Annotated in this window: 16 protein-coding genes and 1 pseudogene; 6 read left to right on the top strand and 11 right to left on the bottom strand. The window is 45.9% G+C overall.

Annotated elements, in window-relative coordinates; genetic code table 11:
* Positions 1-10 precede the first annotated feature (10 nt).
* Positions 11-2,014: a 2,4-dienoyl-CoA reductase FMN-binding domain-containing protein gene (locus ACHUFZ_RS15070; protein WP_463596554.1), complete on the bottom strand. Its 2,004-nt coding sequence runs from the start codon at positions 2,012-2,014 to the stop codon at positions 11-13.
* A gap of 208 nt (positions 2,015-2,222) precedes the next feature.
* Between ACHUFZ_RS15070 and sppA the strand changes: the two genes are divergently transcribed.
* Both sppA and ansA read left to right on the top strand, forming a co-directional pair.
* The gene (sppA, locus tag ACHUFZ_RS15065; protein WP_394127786.1) at positions 2,223-4,073 is read left to right on the top strand and encodes a signal peptide peptidase SppA; all 1,851 of its coding nucleotides are present in this window, start codon (positions 2,223-2,225) and stop codon (positions 4,071-4,073) included.
* A 158-nt stretch (positions 4,074-4,231) separates the two neighbouring features.
* The gene (gene ansA / locus ACHUFZ_RS15060) at positions 4,232-5,248 is read left to right on the top strand and encodes an asparaginase (protein ID WP_394127785.1); all 1,017 of its coding nucleotides are present in this window, start codon (positions 4,232-4,234) and stop codon (positions 5,246-5,248) included.
* 137 nt (positions 5,249-5,385) lie between these two features.
* Here the strand turns inward: ansA and serS are convergent, their stop codons facing one another.
* From serS to ACHUFZ_RS15040, 4 genes are all read right to left on the bottom strand, one after another.
* Complete coding sequence (serS, locus tag ACHUFZ_RS15055; RefSeq protein WP_394127784.1) at positions 5,386-6,693, bottom strand: serine--tRNA ligase; 1,308 nt, start codon at positions 6,691-6,693, stop codon at positions 5,386-5,388.
* 96 nt (positions 6,694-6,789) lie between these two features.
* On the bottom strand, positions 6,790-8,136 hold the full coding sequence (locus tag ACHUFZ_RS15050) for a replication-associated recombination protein A (protein ID WP_394127783.1): 1,347 nt from the start codon (positions 8,134-8,136) through the stop codon (positions 6,790-6,792).
* A gap of 2 nt (positions 8,137-8,138) precedes the next feature.
* Entirely contained in the window at positions 8,139-8,735 is a 597-nt protein-coding gene (lolA, locus tag ACHUFZ_RS15045) for an outer membrane lipoprotein periplasmic chaperone LolA (protein ID WP_053438296.1), read from the bottom strand.
* Between the two features lie 93 nt (positions 8,736-8,828).
* Positions 8,829-9,443, bottom strand: coding sequence for an SEC-C metal-binding domain-containing protein (locus tag ACHUFZ_RS15040; RefSeq protein ID WP_394127782.1), 615 nt, complete (start codon positions 9,441-9,443; stop codon positions 8,829-8,831).
* A gap of 261 nt (positions 9,444-9,704) precedes the next feature.
* On the opposite strand from ACHUFZ_RS15040, the gene ACHUFZ_RS15035 reads away from it, so the two are divergent.
* Positions 9,705-10,268: a prepilin-type N-terminal cleavage/methylation domain-containing protein gene (locus ACHUFZ_RS15035; RefSeq protein WP_394127781.1), complete on the top strand. Its 564-nt coding sequence runs from the start codon at positions 9,705-9,707 to the stop codon at positions 10,266-10,268.
* 53 nt (positions 10,269-10,321) lie between these two features.
* A complete protein-coding gene (gene dusC, locus ACHUFZ_RS15030; protein ID WP_394127780.1) occupies positions 10,322-11,275 on the top strand; it encodes a tRNA dihydrouridine(16) synthase DusC in 954 nt (317 codons plus the stop codon).
* On the opposite strand, the gene ACHUFZ_RS15025 is transcribed toward dusC, so the two are convergent.
* The 6 genes from ACHUFZ_RS15025 to cysB all read right to left on the bottom strand — a co-directional run bounded on the left by ACHUFZ_RS15025 (position 11,272) and on the right by cysB (position 18,148).
* Positions 11,272-12,732: a sensor domain-containing diguanylate cyclase gene (locus ACHUFZ_RS15025; protein WP_394127779.1), complete on the bottom strand. Its 1,461-nt coding sequence runs from the start codon at positions 12,730-12,732 to the stop codon at positions 11,272-11,274. The genes dusC and ACHUFZ_RS15025 overlap by 4 nt on opposite strands.
* Positions 12,733-12,866: 134 nt before the next feature.
* Positions 12,867-13,661 carry an ABC transporter ATP-binding protein gene (locus ACHUFZ_RS15020; protein ID WP_394127778.1) on the bottom strand — a complete coding sequence of 265 codons (795 nt, stop codon included), beginning with the start codon at positions 13,659-13,661 and terminating at the stop codon, positions 12,867-12,869.
* Complete coding sequence (locus ACHUFZ_RS15015; protein ID WP_394127777.1) at positions 13,658-14,584, bottom strand: ABC transporter permease; 927 nt, start codon at positions 14,582-14,584, stop codon at positions 13,658-13,660. Before ACHUFZ_RS15015 ends, ACHUFZ_RS15020 begins: the two co-directional genes overlap by 4 nt.
* Before the next feature lie 69 nt (positions 14,585-14,653).
* Positions 14,654-15,619 carry an ABC transporter substrate-binding protein gene (locus ACHUFZ_RS15010; RefSeq protein WP_134835352.1) on the bottom strand — a complete coding sequence of 322 codons (966 nt, stop codon included), beginning with the start codon at positions 15,617-15,619 and terminating at the stop codon, positions 14,654-14,656.
* 306 nt (positions 15,620-15,925) lie between these two features.
* Positions 15,926-17,119 (bottom strand): methyltransferase, encoded by a 1,194-nt coding sequence (locus ACHUFZ_RS15005; RefSeq protein WP_394127776.1) that lies wholly within the window; start codon positions 17,117-17,119, stop codon positions 15,926-15,928.
* A 54-nt stretch (positions 17,120-17,173) separates the two neighbouring features.
* Positions 17,174-18,148: an HTH-type transcriptional regulator CysB gene (gene cysB / locus ACHUFZ_RS15000; protein ID WP_053438304.1), complete on the bottom strand. Its 975-nt coding sequence runs from the start codon at positions 18,146-18,148 to the stop codon at positions 17,174-17,176.
* Between the two features lie 296 nt (positions 18,149-18,444).
* On the opposite strand from cysB, the gene ACHUFZ_RS14995 reads away from it, so the two are divergent.
* Both ACHUFZ_RS14995 and miaE read left to right on the top strand, forming a co-directional pair.
* A complete protein-coding gene (locus tag ACHUFZ_RS14995) occupies positions 18,445-19,209 on the top strand; it encodes a hypothetical protein (RefSeq protein WP_053438305.1) in 765 nt (254 codons plus the stop codon).
* Between the two features lie 75 nt (positions 19,210-19,284).
* Positions 19,285-19,434, top strand: a pseudogene (gene miaE, locus ACHUFZ_RS14990) (tRNA isopentenyl-2-thiomethyl-A-37 hydroxylase MiaE); the annotation flags it as partial.
* Positions 19,435-19,478 lie beyond the last annotated feature (44 nt).

Genomic DNA, 19,478 nt, shown 5'->3' with positions numbered 1-19,478 from the left:
CTTTTTTGTTTTATAGTTTCGCCGCGAGTTCTACACCCTGTTTGATGGCCCTCACTGCGTCCAGTTCACCAGCGTAATCAGCACCACCAATAATATGGAGTTTGTCTCCAAGCAGATGCCATTGGTTTTCAAATGGACGCACAGACTCTTGACCCGCACAGATCACGACCGTATCTGCATCCAGTAGCTGCGCTTTTTCATCGACACTGATGTGAAGCCCTTGCTCATCAATCTTATCGTAGCTAACGCCGCCTAAAAGGTTCACACCGCGCTTTTCTAATGTGCGTTTATGAATCCAGCCGGTTGTCTTACCCGGACCTTTACCGACTCGTCCCTTGCGGCGCTGTAGCACCCAAACGGTTTTTTCACTCATTGAGTCTGGATAAGGAAATAGACCGCCAGGATGGGCAATCTCTTTATCAATGCCCCACTCATGTAACCAATCATCTAAGTTATGGCCACTTGGCTCAGTGAGCATGGTCGCCACGTCAACACCGATGCCACCAGCACCAACAATCGCCACTTTATTACCGGTATAGGTCTTATCACGAATCAGGGTTTGATAGTCCACCACTTTCTCTGGTGTATCGATACCTTCGATTTTGACTTTACGAGGCTCAACACCGGAAGCCATCACCACTTCGTCGTACTCTGCCAACAGATCGTAATTGGCTTCTGTGTCTAGGTGAAGCTTAACGCCCGTTTCATCGATTCGATTAGCGAAGTAACGAATCGTCTCGCGGAACTCTTCTTTGCCTGGGATCTGCATCGCTAATCGGAACTGGCCACCAATGCGGTCATTACGCTCGAACAGATCTACATTGTGTCCACGCTCGGCAAGTGTTGTTGCACAAGAAAGGCCAGCCGGCCCTGCCCCCACAACTGCAATATTCTTTTTCGTCTCAGCAGGTTTAATGACTAACTCTGTTTCACGACATGCCAATGGGTTAACCAGACAGCCCGCGCGCTTGCCTTTAAACACATTGTCCAAACATGCTTGGTTACAACCGATACAGGTATTGATCATTTGTGACTGGTTTTGCTCAGCTTTAATCACAAAGTGTGGATCCGCTAAGAATGGACGCGCCATTGAAACCATATCCGCTTGACCACCGGCCAAGATTTTTTCAGCTTCTTCTGGGGTATTGATTCGGTTACAGGTAATAATTGGCACAGAAACATGAGGGCGCACTTTTTCTGTCACCCATGTGAACGCGCTACGCGGTACTTGCGTGGCAATCGTAGGGATACGTGCTTCGTGCCAGCCAATACCGGTATTAATAATGGTCACACCCGCTTTTTCTAGCTCTTTAGCTAACATAATCACTTCGTCAAACGTGCTACCCTCTTCAACAAGATCAAGCATAGATAAGCGGAAGATAATGATGAACTCTTCACCCGCTGCTTTGCGGATTGCTTTAACCACTTCAAGCGGGAATCGAATGCGATTTTCATAACTACCGCCCCACTCATCGTAACGCATGTTAGTGCGCTTACAGATAAACTGGTTAAGTAGGTAACCTTCAGAGCCCATAACCTCTACGCCATCGTAGCCCGCTTCTTTTGCTAACGCAGCACTATTGGCAAAGGCACTAATGGTATTATTGATTTGGCGGTTGCTCATCTCACTTGGTGCAAATTTCGCAATTGGCGCCTTGATCGATGATGCGCTCTGAGAAAAAGGGTGCATCGCATAGCGACCCGCGTGTAAAAGCTGCAGCGCAATCTTACCGCCTTGTCTGTGAACCGCTTCTGTCACGACTTTATGCGCTTTGGCATGTTTGGTCTTACTAAATTCAGCACTGAAAGGATGCAGTCGGCCACGAAAATTCGGAGAGAAGCCACCTGTTACAATCAGGCCTACACCGCCTTTTGCTCGCTCTTCATAGAACGCAGCAAGTTTGCCAAGACCTTCTTTGTGTTCTTCAAGGCCAGTATGCATTGAGCCCATGAGTACTCGGTTTCTTAGCTGGGTAAACCCGAGATCCAATGGCTTAAGTAGGTTTGGGTACATGGTAGACATCACTTTACTCTTTATTATTGTGGTCTGACCAGAGTAAGTACTCTTAACTCAAAAATCAAACAACTGTTTACATTTTTGTAACACCGATCAATCTTGCGGTTGTTTGGGTATACTAGTTTAAGTAGGATGTAACTTATTCAAGTTTATAAGGTCTTACAGCGAATAAGCCTTGAACTGCGCACGTCGCAGCGGAGATAAAATGAAAACAGTATTTAAATTTGTCGGCATGTTCTTTAAGGGGATTTGGAAACTCATCACCTTTATTCGTCTTGCTCTCGTCAACCTAATCTTTCTAGCAAGTATAGGCGCTATCTACTTTCTCTATACGACGGCAGATACCCCTACTCCAGCAGCACCTAAAGAGTCGGCATTAATCGTTAATATCTCTGGACCCATTGTTGAACAATCAACATACGTTAATCCAATGGATTCATTAACGGGTTCATTCTTTGGCCGAGATTTACCGAAAGAAAATGTCCTATTCGATATCGTCGACACCATTCGCCACGCTAAAGATGACCAAAATGTCAGTGGTTTAGTGTTGGCGCTACGTGATATGCCAGAAACCAACCTGACCAAGCTGAGATACATTGCCAAGGCACTTAATGAGTTTAAAGCGTCAGGCAAACCTATCTACGCTGTCGGAGACATGTACAATCAGAGCCAATACTACCTTGCAAGCTACGCCGATAAGATTTATTTGGCACCAGACGGCGCGGTAATGCTGAAAGGCTACAGTGCTTATTCACTTTACTACAAAACCCTGCTTGAGAAGCTTGATGTCAATACACACGTATTCCGCGTAGGCACTTACAAATCAGCGATTGAACCGTTTATCCGTGACGGCATGTCGGATCCAGCGAAAGAGTCGGCTTCTCGCTGGCTTGGGCAACTTTGGGGCGCATACATTGATGATGTTGCATCAAACCGCCAACTAGAGCCGAAGCTGCTCACGCCCGATATGGATACCTTCCTTGAGCTGCTTAAGAAGAATAATGGTGATTTAGCCGCTCTATCGTTAAATGAGGGCCTAGTAGACCAGTTGGCAACGCGCCAGCAAGTTCGTAAAGATCTTATCGAAGTGTTTGGTAGCAATGGCGAAGACAGCTATAACCATATCGGTTTCTACGAATACCAAGCCACAGTAACGCCTAAGTTCGACTTGGCTCAAGACGATATTGCTATCGTTGTTGCTAGCGGTGCAATTATGGACGGCGCTCAACCTCGCGGCACAGTCGGTGGTGATACAACCGCTGCTCTACTACGCCAAGCTCGCAATGACGATAAAGTCAAAGCCGTGGTACTTCGCGTTGATAGCCCAGGTGGTAGCGCGTTTGCGTCAGAAGTGATTCGCAACGAGATTGAAGCGCTCAAAGAAGCGGGCAAGCCAGTTGTGGCTTCAATGTCTAGCCTAGCCGCGTCTGGCGGTTACTGGATTTCTATGAGTGCAGACCGTATTGTTGCTCAGCCGACAACCCTTACAGGTTCAATCGGTATTTTCAGCGTGATCACGACCTTTGAAAAAGGCTTAAACAACCTAGGTATCTATACCGATGGTGTGGGTACTTCGCCGTTTTCTGATGTCGGCGTTACCACTGGATTGTCAGATGGCGCATCACAAGCATTCCAAATGGGTATAGAACATGGCTATAACCGCTTTATTGGCCTAGTTAGCCAATCGCGTGACATTCCACTAGAGAATGTCGACGACGTGGCTCAAGGTCGCGTTTGGACCGGCCAAGACGCTCTAGAATTTGATCTGATTGATAAAATTGGCGATTTTGATGACGCAGTTAAACTGGCAGCAGAACTTGCCAAAGTTGAGCAATTCAATGTCTACTGGGTTGAAGAGCCACTGTCACCAGCGCAGCAGTTTATCCAAGACTTTATGAACCAAGTTAAAGTTAACTTAGGCATCGATGCAACGGCGCTATTGCCGCAAGCTCTGCAACCTATGGCGGCTCAAGTCATCCAAGATGCCAACATGCTGCAAAGCTTCAACGATCCTAAAGGCCAATATGCATTTTGTTTAAACTGCCAAGTGCAATAATTACACAATTAATCACTAGCAAAGCGTAAAGTTACAATACAACGTTTCAAACGCTGCTAATTTAGGGGGATTCCTGTGCGGGATGCCCCTTTTTATTGGCAAAGATTAATATATAATCCCACGCTCTGTTCCCCCTACGATTAACTGGTTTCAAAGCAATGGCTAGAAAACATATTTATATCGCCTACACTGGCGGCACCATTGGAATGCAAAAATCCCATGACCACGGTTATGTTCCAGTCGCTGGTTTTATGGAAAAACAACTCGCAAGCATGCCAGAGTTTCACCGCCCAGAAATGCCAGAATTTACCATTCACGAATACGATCCTCTGATCGACTCTTCTGATATGACGCCGGCAGATTGGCAACAGATTGCCGACGACATTCGTGATAACTATGACAAGTACGACGGTTTCGTAATCCTGCATGGTACGGATACCATGGCATATACAGCGTCTGCGTTGTCATTTATGCTTGAAAACCTTGGCAAACCTGTAATTGTAACTGGCTCACAGATCCCTCTTGCCGAGCTTCGTTCTGATGGCCAAGCAAACTTACTCAATGCGCTACACATCGCGGCTAACTACCCGATCAACGAAGTAACACTATTCTTCAATAACAAGTTGATGCGAGGTAACCGTAGTACGAAATCGCATGCCGACGGCTTTAATGCCTTTACCTCTCCAAACTTACCACCTCTGCTTGAAGCGGGTATCAATATCCAAATCAGCAGCGATATTCAAGTGGGAAAAATACCTGAAGGCGAGTTTAAGGTTCACGATATTACTCCGCAGCCAATTGGCGTCATTACCATGTACCCAGGCATCTCGCATGAAGTAATTCGCAATACGTTGCTACAGCCTGTGAATGCAATGATTCTTCTAACGTTTGGCGTCGGTAACGCTCCGCAGAACCCTGAACTTCTTGGTCATTTGAAAGATGCCTCAGAACGCGGCGTGCTTGTGGTAAACCTTACTCAATGTCTAGCAGGTAAAGTTAACATGGGCGGTTACGCGACGGGTTGTGCCCTTGCAGAAGCTGGTGTAATTAGTGGCTACGATATGACGCCTGAAGCAGCGCTGGCAAAACTTCACTTCTTACTAAGCCAAGGCTTAAGCTACGAACAAGTAAAAGTGAAAATGCAGCAAGTTCTGCGTGGTGAGATGAGCATCTAAGCGACACTCGATTTAACAAGATTGTTAAGTAAGCAAAGCCGACGTAATGTCGGCTTTTTAGTACTCGATAAGTAATAAAAAAGGCGACTCAGTGAGTCGCCTTTTCTCTATTCATTTCGACCAAGCGGATCTTTCGATTAACCGATGTGCGTTGCGCCAGCCATGTACTTCTGAAGTACTGCTGGAATTGCGATACGACCATCAGCTTCTTGGTTGTTCTCTAGGATTGCAACCATAGTACGGCCAACCGCTAGACCAGAACCGTTTAGCGTGTGTACTAGCTCAGGCTTCTTCTCGCCTTTACGACGGAAACGAGCTTGCATACGACGAGCTTGGAAGTCCCACATGTTTGAACAAGATGAGATTTCACGGTAAGTTTCTTGTGCTGGAACCCATACTTCTAGATCGTAAGTCTTACGAGCACCGAAGCCCATGTCACCAGTACATAGAACAACTTTACGGTAAGGCAGCTCTAGAAGCTGAAGAACTTTCTCAGCGTGGCCGGTTAGCTCTTCTAGCGCATCCATTGAATCTTCAGGGCGAGTGATCTGAACTAGCTCAACTTTGTCGAACTGGTGCATACGGATTAGACCACGAGTATCACGACCGTAAGAACCCGCTTCAGAACGGAAACATGGTGTGTGCGCTGTCATCTTAAGTGGCAGATCAGCTTCGTCAGAAATCGTGTCACGAACCATGTTCGTTACTGGTACTTCTGCCGTTGGGATCAGAGACAGTTTACGCGGCTCTTCGTCGTTCACTTTCTCTTCTAGTGGTTCAGTATGGAACAAGTCTTTACCAAATTTTGGTAGCTGACCAGTACCGAATAGACTGTCTGAGTTCACTAGGTACGGTACGTACATTTCTGAATAGCCGTGCTCTTCAGTGTGAAGATCTAGCATGAACTGAGCAATTGCGCGGTGTAGTCGAGCGAACTGACCTTTCATAACGATGAAACGTGCGCCAGTGATCTTAGTTGCGCTTGCGAAATCAAGACCGCCGCCCATTTCACCAAGATCAACGTGATCTTTTAGCTCAAAGTCGTAGCTCTTTGGCTCACCCCAACGAGAAATCTCTACGTTGTCATCTTCGTCTTTACCATCTGGCACGTCATCAGCAGGCAGGTTAGGAACAGATAGCGTGATTTCATCAAGTTGTGCCATTACAGCATCAAGTTCAACTTTTTTAGCATCAAGATCGCTACCTAGAGTACCGATTTGTTTCTTGATCTCTTCAGCGCCTTCTTTATCACCAGCCGCCATTTTTTGGCCGATCTGCTTAGAGATGGAGTTACGAGTGGATTGTAAATTTTCAACTTCGACTTGAATCGACTTACGTTGCTCTTCAAGTGTACGGATTGTCTCTACGTCTAGCTTAAAGCCACGACGTGCTAGTTTTGCAGCTGTTTCATCCAGCTCTGTACGAAGTAATTTAGAATCCAGCATTGTTAATCCTATGCTTTTTTAGTTGTGAAATTGCGCTCGAACATCTTGCTCAAACGCTAAAAATATTAACCGAACAAATGTATCTAAAATGCGCGCTTATTCATAGCGCTTTTGTGGGCTTTTTGCGTCTAAACTAGCCAAGTAATCTAACTTTTCGCCAATTTTGGTTTCTAAGCCCCGATTTGTCGGTTGATAGTAACGAGTCTCTGCCATTTCAGGTGGTAAATACTGTTCACCTGCCGCATACGCCCCGGGCTCATCATGGGCATAACGATACTCTTGGCCATAACCAAGATCTTTCATCAAGGAGGTCGGGGCATTACGTAAATGAACAGGCACTTCGTACTCTGGCAGATTATGCGCGTCTGTTAATGCTTGCTTCCACGCAGTGTAAACCGCATTACTCTTAGGCGCGCAGGCTAGGTAAACAATCGCTTGTGCTATTGCTCGCTCGCCTTCGGCAGGGCCAACACGGGTAAAACAATCCCATGCAGAAAGCGCAACTTGCATGGCTCTTGGGTCAGCATTACCGACATCTTCTGAAGCAATCGCAAGTAAACGGCGCGCAATGTAAAGCGGATCGCAGCCTGCAGCTATCATACGTGCCGACCAATACAACGCCGCATCTGGGTTAGAGCCACGAATCGATTTATGCACAGCCGAAATAAGGTCGTACCAAATATCGCCCTTGTTATCAAAACGAGAGACTTTTTCGCCCGCGACTTCAGCCAAAAGCGGTAAGGTAATCACCTTCACACCTTGATCGTCTTCTTCAGCCATATCATAGAGAAGCTCAAGGTAATTCAGTGACATACGAGCATCACCATTAACTAGCTCAGACAACCTATCAAGCACACCTTCAGCAAAAGACGCTTCGACGCTGCCTAAGCCTCGCTCTTGATCTTCAATCGCTTGTTTAAGCGCCAGACGAATATCCGGCTGAGCCAATGAGGTCAATTTGTAAACACGTGCTCGTGATAGCAGTGCGTTGTTCAGTTCGAACGATGGGTTTTCCGTTGTTGCACCGATGAAGGTCACCGTGCCATCTTCAATATGTGGCAAAAACGCATCTTGTTGTGATTTATTGAAGCGATGCACCTCGTCAACGAACAAGATTGTGCGTCTACCTGCAAGTTTGTTCTCACGCGCTCTTTCTATCGCCGCACGGATTTCTTTCACACCCGAGGTGACCGCAGAGACACGCTCTACTTCTGCATTCGCGTAGTTAGCCGCGACTTCAGCTAGGGTCGTTTTTCCGGTACCCGGCGGACCCCATAAGATCATTGAGTGGATATGACCCGCTTCCAACGCACGACGCAGAGGCTTTCCTACCCCCAGAATATGCTGCTGACCGATATATTGGTCGAGCGTTTCTGGGCGCATTCTAGCAGCAAGGGGACGAAAATCTTCGTCCCCTGAAAAATCGAATGAGAAATTACTCACATTTAGTTCCTTTGGTCATCAACCTCTACACCTTCAGGAATGACAAAAGTAAAACGGTTTGCCTTTGGCTTATTGAGGTTAATGTTGTTAAACGTAAAGTTACTTTGCTGGCCATCTTGCTCAACCACACTAAAGCCTTGAACAGCGCCTTGCTCATCAATGTTTAGCTTGAACTGACCTTGGTTACTATCTGCTGCGGTAGGCGTCAGGATGAAAGTATCACCTTGCTGGTCAACCTTGTAGTTATCCCAATCACTGGCGCGATTACGCGTCAACAAAACAAAAGGCGTTTGCTCTGTTGCTTGCTCTTGCCAGTAAATACTCACTTGCTCGATAAACGGGCTGTAATACCAAAGCGATTGACCATCTGAAACCAGCACGTTTTCATCTGGCGCCGTCGTTGTCCAACGGAATAAGCTTGGTCTAGCAATTTCGACTTTACCCTGCCCTTCCATCACAAGATCACCTTCAGGGCTAATCAATTGCTGAGCAAAGTCCGCACTAAAGCCATCGTTCTTTTGTAGACGCTGGCTTAATTCATCTTTAGGCGCAGCTAAAACTGAAAAGCTCATCAAAAATAATACGGCCAATTTTTTCATTAAGTTCTACCCTGATTGTTGGTTTGATCTAGTTATAACGTGCTTTAACCTTCTCTTTGACCGGAGAAGGTTAACTTTGTTCGCTTGAGATAACTACTTTCCGCAGCACTGTTTAAACTTTTTGCCGCTGTTACATGGGCAAGCGTCATTACGACCAATATTTTTATATGGATTAACACTTTGAGCTTTGGCGCCAATCATCGCTTCATCAGCTGACTGTGCAACCTCTGAAATCATCAAGTCAATTTGATCGAGAAAATCCGCCAAGCTTGGTGGGCACTCAATACCTGATGCTTTCATCTGCTGTTGCGTTTGCTCTTCGTCGATCGCCAACATAAAGGTAGTCAGCATCGCTTGTAACATGCGCAGCGTACCATCACCGACATTCACTTCCATCCATTGTTCTTCAATGGTTGGCCACAAGGTCATAAAACCTTCTGCGAAATCAGCCAACTGCTCGCCTTTAGCCTCTTCTTCTAGCAGTGCTAACAGCGAATACTCGTTGCGTTTTAGAAAGCCATATTGCTGATTAATCTGCCCTTCAATTGCCCCTTTCGCTGCGTCTGCTTGCTGTGCAAATACTGAAGGCAGCCAAGTTTCAGGCGCTAACGGCTTAGTTGCCATATTGGCAGCGAGCGTCAAACCTTCAACAAAATACGGAGATTCGTCAGTAATTGAGTCTTCTAGTGTCAGTAATTGATACTTCATTATCATTTTCTAGTGTTAAGCATATATTGGGCGCATTATAACCCTATGCAAGGCCTTGGGTCACTTCGAGACTTTCCTCCCTGACTCGATAGCCTCTCCTTGTAAACTTTCGACAATGTTCCCGTCACGGCTAGCTGTATCGATTTGTGCCTAGCCTTTTTTCTTGGTCGCACTTATTTCTCTTTGAGAATTTGAATTCTAGGCGCATGATTCGCTTAATTACATTTCCTTACATTCGTTTTATTTTTTGTAGTATTTGAAATGAAAAACTCTAGCAACAAAGGCTTCACTCTTATCGAGTTGGTGGTGGTCATTGTTATTCTCGGTGTATTAGCGGTAACCGCTGCCCCGCGTTTTCTCAATTATCAGCGAGACGCCCACCTTGCGCGCGCTGACGCCGCTTTTGCCAGCTTCGAGACATCAATCCAACTGTTCCATTCTAAATGGCTAACGGAAGGTGAACCAACAAGTATTGTCGATTACGGCCAAGGTGACATTTATCCTTCAGCTACTGGGTTCCCAATATCGGTCAACCGAGCACCGCTGACTCCCAATGACAATGACACTATTCTCATTCGTGGTGGAGACTGCGTATTGTTGTGGAACGCTTTGGTCGATACTGATTTAGAAATACGTTCGCAACACGACGATCCAGGAACGGTACTTCCGTCAGATGAAGAGATCGTCAGCTGGTATACATCGGGCAACGAGTGCTATTACTATTACACGCCAAGCTTCACCATTGATGAGAGACTGCCCATTCTTTACTACTCTCCACTGACAGGGGAAACCAGACAGACGACCGAAATGGCATCGAGCTCGTGACATTTCAGCCCCCAGCCTCTAAAATCACGCCTCCTTAAAAAGAGGCGTTTTTTATGCGAGTAGTGTTAGGCCCTATGGAGGGCGTGTTAGACCATTTGATGAGAGAAATTCTAACTGACATCAATGACTATGATTTATGTGTCACTGAGTTTGTTCGAGTTGTCGATCAGCTATTACCTGATCACGTATTTCATCGCTTGTGTCCTGAACTACTCCAAGGCTCGCATACTAAGTCCGGTGTTCCCGTTCACGTACAATTACTTGGTCAAGACCCAGAATGGATGGCAGAGAATGCGATTCGTGCCGCGGACCTGGGCGCAAAAGGTATCGACCTCAACTTCGGCTGCCCAGCAAAACTGGTCAACAAAAGCAAAGGGGGCGCTGCTCTTTTACAGCACCCAGAGCTTATTCATAACGTAGTTAAAGCCTGCCGTGAAGCCGTGCCTCAAGGGACCCCGGTCACCGCAAAAATTCGCCTAGGTTGGGACAATCCGGAAGACTGTTTCGAGATTGTTGATGCGATTCAAAGTGCTGGCGCAAATGAACTGACCGTGCATGCTCGCACTAAAACAGGCGGCTATAAAGCCAGCGAAATCAAGTGGGACTATATCAATCAGATTAGAGAGCGATTTTCAATTCCACTGATTGCCAATGGTGAAATATGGAATTACCAAGATGGACAAGCCTGTATTGAGACAACAGGTGTGGACTCGCTAATGGTATGCCGCGGTGCCTTTAATGTACCTAACCTTGGCAATGTTGTTAAACACAACCATAAAGTGATGCCGTGGTCAGAAGTGGTCGAACTGTTGCTGATCTACTCGCAATATGAAATGAAAGGCGACAAAGGCCTGTACTACCCGAACCGAGTGAAACAGTGGTTCTCATACTTGCGTCAACAATACCCAGAGGCTGCCGAGCTATTTAGAGAAATCCGCACCTTTAATAAAGCGGCACCAATTGTCGAATACATCACCCGCTACCGCGATCAACTCATCACCGCTTAGAATACCAACTTATCTTTACCTGTCGTTTTGGCTTGGTAGAGCTTTTCATCTGCGGCTTTGAATAAAGAATCAAAGCCGCGCTCTTCACCCTTAGTCACAATTTCTACGCCACCAGAAATCGTAAAGCCTTTTTCAACCGCATCAGCAGAAGTCGCAACAATCGCCAGTTGAACACGGGACATACCTTTTTGCAGCAGCGCCTTATCGTTACCCGTCATATAGACAACAAACTCTTCTCCACCAATACGCGCCGCCACATCACTATGTCGAATATTTAGACTAATTTGATCGGCTACATGGCTAATCACAGTATCTCCGACGTCATGGCCATAGGTGTCATTAATGGATTTAAAGTTGTCGATATCGAATACCGCTAGCGCTATATAGTCACTATGCTGCGCTGTTTTCAAAAACGCCTTCAACCCTCGGCGGTTAAGCAGCCCAGTCATCGGGTCTTTAGCTGCCAGCTCTTTGAAGTAACCATGCTCGACACGAGTATTGATGAAAAACAAGACAATAACAGAGAAGACGTAAATAAAGGCCACAACCGCTAAGCTATATCGTTCAAAAATAAAGAAGTTACGAATTTCCTTGGCCAAATCAAATTGATAAAAGAGCGTGTGAGAACCCCTTGCTCCCTCTAGTTCTAGATCTAGCGTGCGCATCGCATTGTCTGGCAAGGAAAGGAAGCCCGTATCAACAATGCCTAATTTACCCGCAAGCTTCCCATGCGTATCGAGGATATCGTCATAAGAAATATCGAGAGAGAGCATCCCCTGTAGAACTTCACCCTGATAAACAGGCATGGTCATATTCAAGATCAGCGCACTGCTCACTGGCATAGGCGCCGGACCAGTCACTGTAATCAAGTCACGGTTGTTAGCGGTTGCTCGCCAATAAGGACGAGCCTTCAAGGTAGCAAGTAATTCAGGGGTAATGCTTCTAGCATAAGTATCCGGTGAAGACATCAGATAGCCTTCACGGTCAATGTAGTGGATACCAAGTAAATAGGAGTCAATATCGTGGAGAAAGGATAACACTGGAGCGAGAGAAACTTGGCCAGATACACGTTTATACTCATTGCTTTCTGAGTCACATAAGCTCGCGTCACCCACCAGCATATAATTTATGTCTACAGCAGGAATTTCGTGGTGTCGCCCTTCAGACAAGAGCAAGGCATCTATCGGCCACATTTGGCACACACCATTTTTCACTTGGAAATTGTGTTCTAACATTAAAATATAGCTAGATTTTGAGTAGTTAGAAAAGCTGTAATCAATCGCACTGATCACTTTACTAGCACGAGATAGCCCTTCTGTAATACGTTCATACTCATCATCGATATCACGATTGACTGAATCGTAATAGTTCTTACCTGTTAAGGCTAAGACCAACAGGGAAATTACCAAAGGCATTAACAATACAAATTTTACACTAAAATGCCTTTTTACCTGCATCCCACCCTCAAATAACAATAAAAGCCTATTCACCTATACAAGGCAAATAGGCTTGGAAACGTATTGTTTTCAATTATGACACATAAGTATCATTTTCAAAGAGTCAGTCTCGTTAAAATTCAGCCAACTTTTGCCTAGTTCAACAACAAACTGTCATCGGCTAACTCTTCTCCTCTCACCTTAGAGAACATCTCCAATAGATCTGGAACTTGCATATTCTGACGCTGCTCTCCGGCGACATCTAACACAATCTCCCCTTGGTGTAGCATCACCGTGCGGTCACCACACGCTAATGCATCTTTCATCGAGTGAGTTACCATCATCACAGTTAAGTTAAACTCATTAACGATTTTCTTGGTTAAGTCGATGATAAATGCCGCCATACGGGGATCTAGTGCTGCAGTATGTTCATCCAATAGCAGCAATTTACTATCCGATAGCGTTGCCATAACAAGACTCACCGCTTGGCGTTGACCTCCAGAAAGGAGTCCAATGCTGTCACCCAATCTATCCTCTAAACCTAAACCGAGGATGCTGATCCTTTCTTGAAAAAGCTGCCGACGCTTGGACGATAGCGACAAGCTCCAGCCACGTTTTTTACCACGCATATAAGCAAGAGCCATATTCTCTTCTATGGTCAACTCGCCACATGTACCCGCGAGTGGATCTTGGAACACTCGCGCACATTGCTGTGCTCGTTGATCGACGGTTTGTTTAGTTACATCGAGTTCATCAATAATAACTTTACCGCCAATCATAGGCGTTTCACCTGTCACCGCCCCAAGCAAGGTTGATTTACCGGCACCATTCGAACCAATTACAGTTAGAAATTGATGCTCAGGTACTTCTAAAGTCACCCCTCTTAACGCTCTGTTTTCCAAGATTGTGCCTGGATTAAACGTTACTTGAATATCTTCCAATCGAATCATGCTACTTCTCCAGACTCTTTTCCTTGAGCTTGTGGGCGACTACGCTTTTTTGACTTTAGGTTTCCTTTAATTTTTGGTGCGATCAATGCTGCGGCAACCAGTACTGCAGTGACCAAGTTTAGATCCGATGCTTGCAAACCAAACATCCCAGAACTTAATGCAAACGCGACCGCTAGGCGATAGAGCACCGAACCAACAATAACGGCGACAACAGCGACCCAAATCTTACGACCCGGTATTAGCGTCTGACCTAAGATAACTGCAGCAAGGCCAACAACAATGGTGCCGACGCCAGAAGTCACGTCTGCAAAGCTGTTGGTTTGAGCAAATAGCGCACCAGAAAAGCCAACAAAACCGTTGGAGAGTGCAAGACCAAAATATGTGTAGAAAGCCGTACTCGCACCTTGAGCCGAGACCATTCGAGCGTTAACGCCTGTCGCTCTCAAACCTAAGCCAAAATCACTGTTGAGTAAGCGAACCACAAACCATGCTGAGATCAGCACCAATACGCCAACCACCAAAGGGCGAACCAGCATTGGATCACCGATGGTTTCAAACGGGGTTAGAATGGTTTCTTCACCGAGTAAGGCAACGTTTGGACGTCCCATAATTCGGATGTTAATAGAGAAGGCCGCAATCATCGTCAGTATCGAGGCGAGTAGGTGTAAGATGCCACACCTCACTGCTAGGAAAGCCGTTACCCACCCCGTCGCCGCACCAGCGATAATTGCCATGAACGTCGCTACCCATGGGTTTATGCCTGAGACGATTGCCGTTGCAGCGACAGCCGCGCCCATAGGAAAGCTTCCATCAACACTGAGATCTGGAAAGTCGAGAACACGAAAAGTTAAATAGACGCCCAAAGCTACAAGTCCGTATAACAGACCAATTTCAAGCGCACCAAAAAATGCAAAAGCAGACATCAACAACTCCCTTTCTGCAAAGGTTAGTTAACCTCAACCCAGTTCTAGACCGGGTTGAGGTAAGAGCATTTACTTAACGCTTGTTGCTCGTTCAAGTACAGATTGAGGAATAGTGACACCTAGTTTCGCTGCGGCCGTTTTATTGACCACAAGGTCTGAGCCTTTCGCTACTTTGACATCTAATGTGCCAGGGTTAGTGCCTTCAATGATGGCTGCAACATAATCGGCAGTTTGTACACCAACTTGGTAGTAATCAAAGCCTAAGCTCGCGATAGCGCCTTTCTCAACGTATGACGTAGCGCCACCCAATACAGGTGTTTTCGCTTGATTAGCCGCAACAATCATACCTTCAATAGCACTCGCGACTGTGTTATCAGTCGGTGCGTAGATGACATCAGACTTTGCTGCAATCGCTTGAGTTGCAGATTGGACATCTGCACTTTTCAACGCGGTCGCTTCTACAACTTGAATGCCTTGAGCCTCAGCACTTTGCTTAAGAAGATCAACCAGCGTTACCGCATTAGCTTCACCTGGGTTGAACACTACACCAATAGATTTCACATCTGGGATAATCTCTTTGATCAATTCAACGTGCTGACTAACAGGAGAAAGATCAGAAAGACCGGTTACGTTTTTACCCGGTTGCTCTAAGCTTTTTACCAGTTTCGCCCCAACAGGATCTGTTACTGCAGTGAAAACAACAGGAATAGAACGGGTTGCTGAAACCAGTGCCTGCGCGGTTGGGGTTGCAATACCCACTAACACATCTGGTTTTTCACCCACATATTGGCGGGCGATTTGCACTGCGATTGCAGGGTTGCCTTGCGCCGTTTTGTAATCAAATTCGAGGTTCTTACCTTGCTCATAACCTTTGGCCTTTAGACCATCGATCAAACCTTGGCGAGCTGCATCCAGTGCTGGGTGCTCAACGATTTGCGAAACGGCTACTTTTGCCGTTTTCGCCATAATACTAGTGGATGAGAGTAATGTGACACCTGCGAGAACAGCGGTCGCAAAAACTTTTCCTGCTTTCATCTTAACTCCTTGATGTGATACCAATCCATTGACCATCAAACATACTTCGCACAAAAGGCTTTGCCTAAATTTGGCCGTGTCCTTCTTGAGCTAAGTCAGCCACGCTCTACTTCCTGCGGTATCAACTGATGATAACGGCTACGGGCGGGTTGCGAATGGCTTGGTGTAAGCAATAATTTTGTTGTGTTTAACTGTTTATATTTATTGAGTTGCACAATTTGTGTGCACTCTAATTATTACCAGTAAGCCGGAGAAAAGAAAAGCAGACTTTAACATTTAAGTAACAAAAGGAGATGCAGGTTACTTTTAACGCTTTGTGGCATGAACCAAGATATTACGCGGGGTTGTTTCTCTTGAGCAGAATTGAGATAACTTGACCTTGTAACCGCATTGTTCAAGATATAGAGCTTTATCTAGCACCAGCCAAAGTTCCAATGCTCGTCTAAACGGCTGCTGAACAAGGCTCATCCGCTCCATCTGCCAATAACGCTGACGACCTTTGTCCTCATACTCGGCGTAGTCGACTTCTGGCAACTCAATACCCTTTTGCTCGCGCGCCCAGTGGCAAAAAGCCGCAAAGCCTTCAGACAACTGAGACTTTTTAATACTCGGTATTGGCTGATATTGCTCCACTCCCTTGGCTTCCTTTAACACCAAGTCAAAACCAAGGCGGAACGTCATCTCTTCGATACGATGTCGCTTAACGCGCTCACCACCTGTGACGGTTTCTTGCAGCGGAATGCGCAGCTCTGACTTATTCAACGCTAGACTAGACCGCTTGGCCGCATCAGACATTGACTGATAATTCTCTGCACGAATGAGATGGTAACAACATGGAGAAAACGTCAGTGCTGGTAGCTTTTTTTGGCAGCCATAATGAATAAGTGACACATGTAAGTCGCCGCAGGCATGCAGTGCGACGGCGTGCTGATTGGAATTAAACGCATCGATAGAGTCCGGACTAAACGCGTCACCCTGGACAAACTTCATCGTCAATCCCTGTTTATCCGCTTCACGCTGCCCTAATTCACACAACGCTTGTTGATACTCAAAGCTGGTGACCGCTTGTCCTGACTGGCTGGCCAGAATCCTTCCGAGAAACCCTTTGCCAGAACACCACTCTAACCACTCGCTGCCATGGTGTGAGTTCAACGCCGCCTCTCCCATAGAGACAATCTGTTGTAGCTTTCTTCCCGGCACGCCACTGTCGACTCCTCGAGACAACTGCAGACCTTGAGTATTTAGAGTAGGTAGATTAGTCCAAGTAGCAATTTGCGTGATTTGAGGTAGGTAGCCAGAGATTGCTTCAACGAGCGCATCATTATCCAGTTTAAAGTGATCGATTTGCTCAGGGGATACAGACTCTAGCCAAGCACATAACGAAGCGTTATCCGTTAGCCAAGGAAGCGTATTGGTACGGCTGGCAAAAAAGGGCTCAAAGCGCCACAGCGATTGGTTGTCGACTAAGAATCGATCGAGTGATTGGAATAGATGTAACATGACTTCCCCCTGAAAACGCTAGTTTAGAGGGAAGTCACACAAGATGGTAGCGGATTAGCGAACTGGTAGGTCAATATCCTTAAACATCTCTTCAATCTCAGCATTAGATTTCAGAGATAGTGCCTGCTCAACCACTGGACGTGTTAAGTGCGGTGCGAAGCGTTCCATAAAGTCGAACATGTAAGAGCGAAGGAAAGTACCGCGTCTAAAGCCAATGCTTGTGGTACTCGCACCAAAGATATGGCTCGCGTCGATCGCCACCAGATCAGTATCTTGCTCTTGGTCGATGGCCATACTTGCAATCACACCCACACCGATCCCCATACGAACATAAGTCTTGATAACATCAGCGTCGGTTGCGGTAAATACCACTCGCGGTGTTAAACCATATTTGTTAAACGCAGTATCAAGCTCTGAGCGTCCGGTAAAACCAAACACATAAGTGACCAGCGGGAATGAAGCTAAATCTTGGATTGTCACTTTCTCTTTCTGCGCCAATGGATGGTTCTTAGGCACAACGATTGAACGATTCCAGTGATAACAAGGCAGCATAATGGCATCTTGATAGAGATGAAGCGCTTCGGTTGCAATGGCAAAGTTCGCTGTACCTTTAGCAATCGCTTCCGACATTTGCGAAGGCGTGCCTTGGTGCATGTGCAGTGACACTTTCGGGTAACGAGCAGTAAAACCTTTGATCACATCAGGGAGCGCATAACGCGCCTGAGTGTGCGTTGTCGAAATATTGAGCGTGCCCATTTCTGGGTGGGTGTGCTCACCGGCAACTGCCTTGATACTCTCAACACGTGCAAGAATCTCTTGAGAGATACGAATAATGTCTTCACCAGCCCCCGTCACTTGCGTTAAGTGCTTACCACTACGCTCGAAGATTTGAATTCCAAGTTCATCTTCTAGTAAACGAACCTGTTTACTGATGCCTGGTTGAGAGGTGTAAAGGCTCTCCGCCGTAGCAGAAACATTTAAGTTATGGTTAACAACCTCAACAATATACTTCAATTGTTGTAATTTCATTCTGACCTCGTAATCCCTTATCGATGCCGCACAGCGATCAAACATAGTTTATAATATTTAGTTATAACGCCTTAAAAGTGAAATTGATAGTCAAATTGGGGCGACTGTTTAGAAAAGCAGGCAGTTTTTTGTTGATAATGCGCATTTTGCAACCAAATACTCAGATTGAGCTTTGCAAAGAGAGTTTTCATTAATAAAATTACTAAGTTGAGCAATAATGCGAAACAGTTACAGTCGCATGGCAGGATCGTGTATGCTTAACGGCTAGCCACTAAAAAACATAAGATACGGAATTTATGAATATTGGTTTAATCATAGCTTTAGTTGCCATCTTACTGGTGTTAGTTCTCGGCTATAACATTATGCTCCAGTATAAAGTTAAAGCGGAAACAGCGCGTAAACAGGAAAGTTCGCGTTACCTGCAAATTATCGATGCAACAGAAGAGCTTATCGGCCACGCTCATCACATGCCATACAGCAAAGAGCTATTGGTATGTCTGAATACTCGTATCCTAGATGCAGTTCAGAGTATGCATGAACTCGATCCGAAGAATAAACATCTTGAGCAACGTGTCGCCCACGTTAAAGATCAGATAAAGCAACTTGAAGAGAACTACAAGGGTGGCGAAAGCACCAGCTTTAAAGTGCCAAGCAGCGATAAACAAGCGATTGTTATGCTGAAGCTGGTTAAGCGCCTACGCGATACCATTCGCAGCGAGCATAATAAAGGCCGCTTTGAGACTCAGGCTTATGTCACTGAGAATGCGCGCTTAGAGACCATCCAAGTACGTATCAACATTGAAAACGTAATTAAGCGTTCAAACGACGCAATAGTTCGTGGTCAGCCAGGTACCGCAATCCAGTTACTGAAAAAAGGCTTGGATGCACTGAGTACCAAAAACGACGCTTATTCAAATCAAGCGCGTGAAAAGCTGCAGACTATGTACGACGAGCTTGAGTCTAAACGTCAAACTAAAAACGCAGAAGAGCTACACCAAATGGAAGAGAGCCAGCGCCAAAATGATATGGATGCCCTCTTTGGTGAGAAGAAAAAGTGGTAATATAATCCGCACAACTATTTTCAAAAAGGTCGCACTAGCGGCCTTTTTCTATTTATCTAGTAAAGTAAGTCCAAGATGATCGAATTAGAACAATACCAGTCGCTACTTGAGCCAATAAACGGCTTTCTACAGTGCTCAACTCCAGATGCATGGGTTGAAGAAGCTCGTAAACCGGAAAACCTCCAAGTGGTCCTTATCGATCACTTATTATGTGAGCTGAAAGCTTAGGTGTGCACATTCAAACCACTGAGCACGTCCACAATTAAACA

Origin of the sequence: Vibrio hepatarius (assembly GCF_043642085.1) — a bacterium.
In the GTDB taxonomy this organism is placed as follows: Bacteria; Pseudomonadota; Gammaproteobacteria; order Enterobacterales; family Vibrionaceae; genus Vibrio; species Vibrio hepatarius_C.
This window is presented reverse-complemented; position numbering and strand designations above follow the sequence as displayed.

Bases quoted from the DNA above. Each gene is read 5' to 3' on its own strand.
- ACHUFZ_RS15035 (WP_394127781.1), top strand. From the start codon at position 9,705: ATGAAAAACTCTAGCAACAAAGGCTTCACTCTTATCGAGTTGGTGGTG.
- ACHUFZ_RS15010 (WP_134835352.1), bottom strand. From the start codon at position 15,619: ATGAAAGCAGGAAAAGTTTTTGCGACCGCTGTTCTCGCAGGTGTCACA.
- ACHUFZ_RS15005 (WP_394127776.1), bottom strand. From the start codon at position 17,119: ATGTTACATCTATTCCAATCACTCGATCGATTCTTAGTCGACAACCAA.
- ACHUFZ_RS15015 (WP_394127777.1), bottom strand. From the start codon at position 14,584: ATGTCTGCTTTTGCATTTTTTGGTGCGCTTGAAATTGGTCTGTTATAC.
- dusC (WP_394127780.1), top strand. From the start codon at position 10,322: ATGCGAGTAGTGTTAGGCCCTATGGAGGGCGTGTTAGACCATTTGATG.
- sppA (WP_394127786.1), top strand. From the start codon at position 2,223: ATGAAAACAGTATTTAAATTTGTCGGCATGTTCTTTAAGGGGATTTGG.
- serS (WP_394127784.1), bottom strand. From the start codon at position 6,693: ATGCTGGATTCTAAATTACTTCGTACAGAGCTGGATGAAACAGCTGCA.
- ACHUFZ_RS15040 (WP_394127782.1), bottom strand. From the start codon at position 9,443: ATGAAGTATCAATTACTGACACTAGAAGACTCAATTACTGACGAATCT.
- ACHUFZ_RS14995 (WP_053438305.1), top strand. From the start codon at position 18,445: ATGAATATTGGTTTAATCATAGCTTTAGTTGCCATCTTACTGGTGTTA.
- ansA (WP_394127785.1), top strand. From the start codon at position 4,232: ATGGCTAGAAAACATATTTATATCGCCTACACTGGCGGCACCATTGGA.
- ACHUFZ_RS15020 (WP_394127778.1), bottom strand. From the start codon at position 13,661: ATGATTCGATTGGAAGATATTCAAGTAACGTTTAATCCAGGCACAATC.
- cysB (WP_053438304.1), bottom strand. From the start codon at position 18,148: ATGAAATTACAACAATTGAAGTATATTGTTGAGGTTGTTAACCATAAC.
- lolA (WP_053438296.1), bottom strand. From the start codon at position 8,735: ATGAAAAAATTGGCCGTATTATTTTTGATGAGCTTTTCAGTTTTAGCT.
- ACHUFZ_RS15025 (WP_394127779.1), bottom strand. From the start codon at position 12,732: ATGCAGGTAAAAAGGCATTTTAGTGTAAAATTTGTATTGTTAATGCCT.
- ACHUFZ_RS15070 (WP_463596554.1), bottom strand. From the start codon at position 2,014: ATGTACCCAAACCTACTTAAGCCATTGGATCTCGGGTTTACCCAGCTA.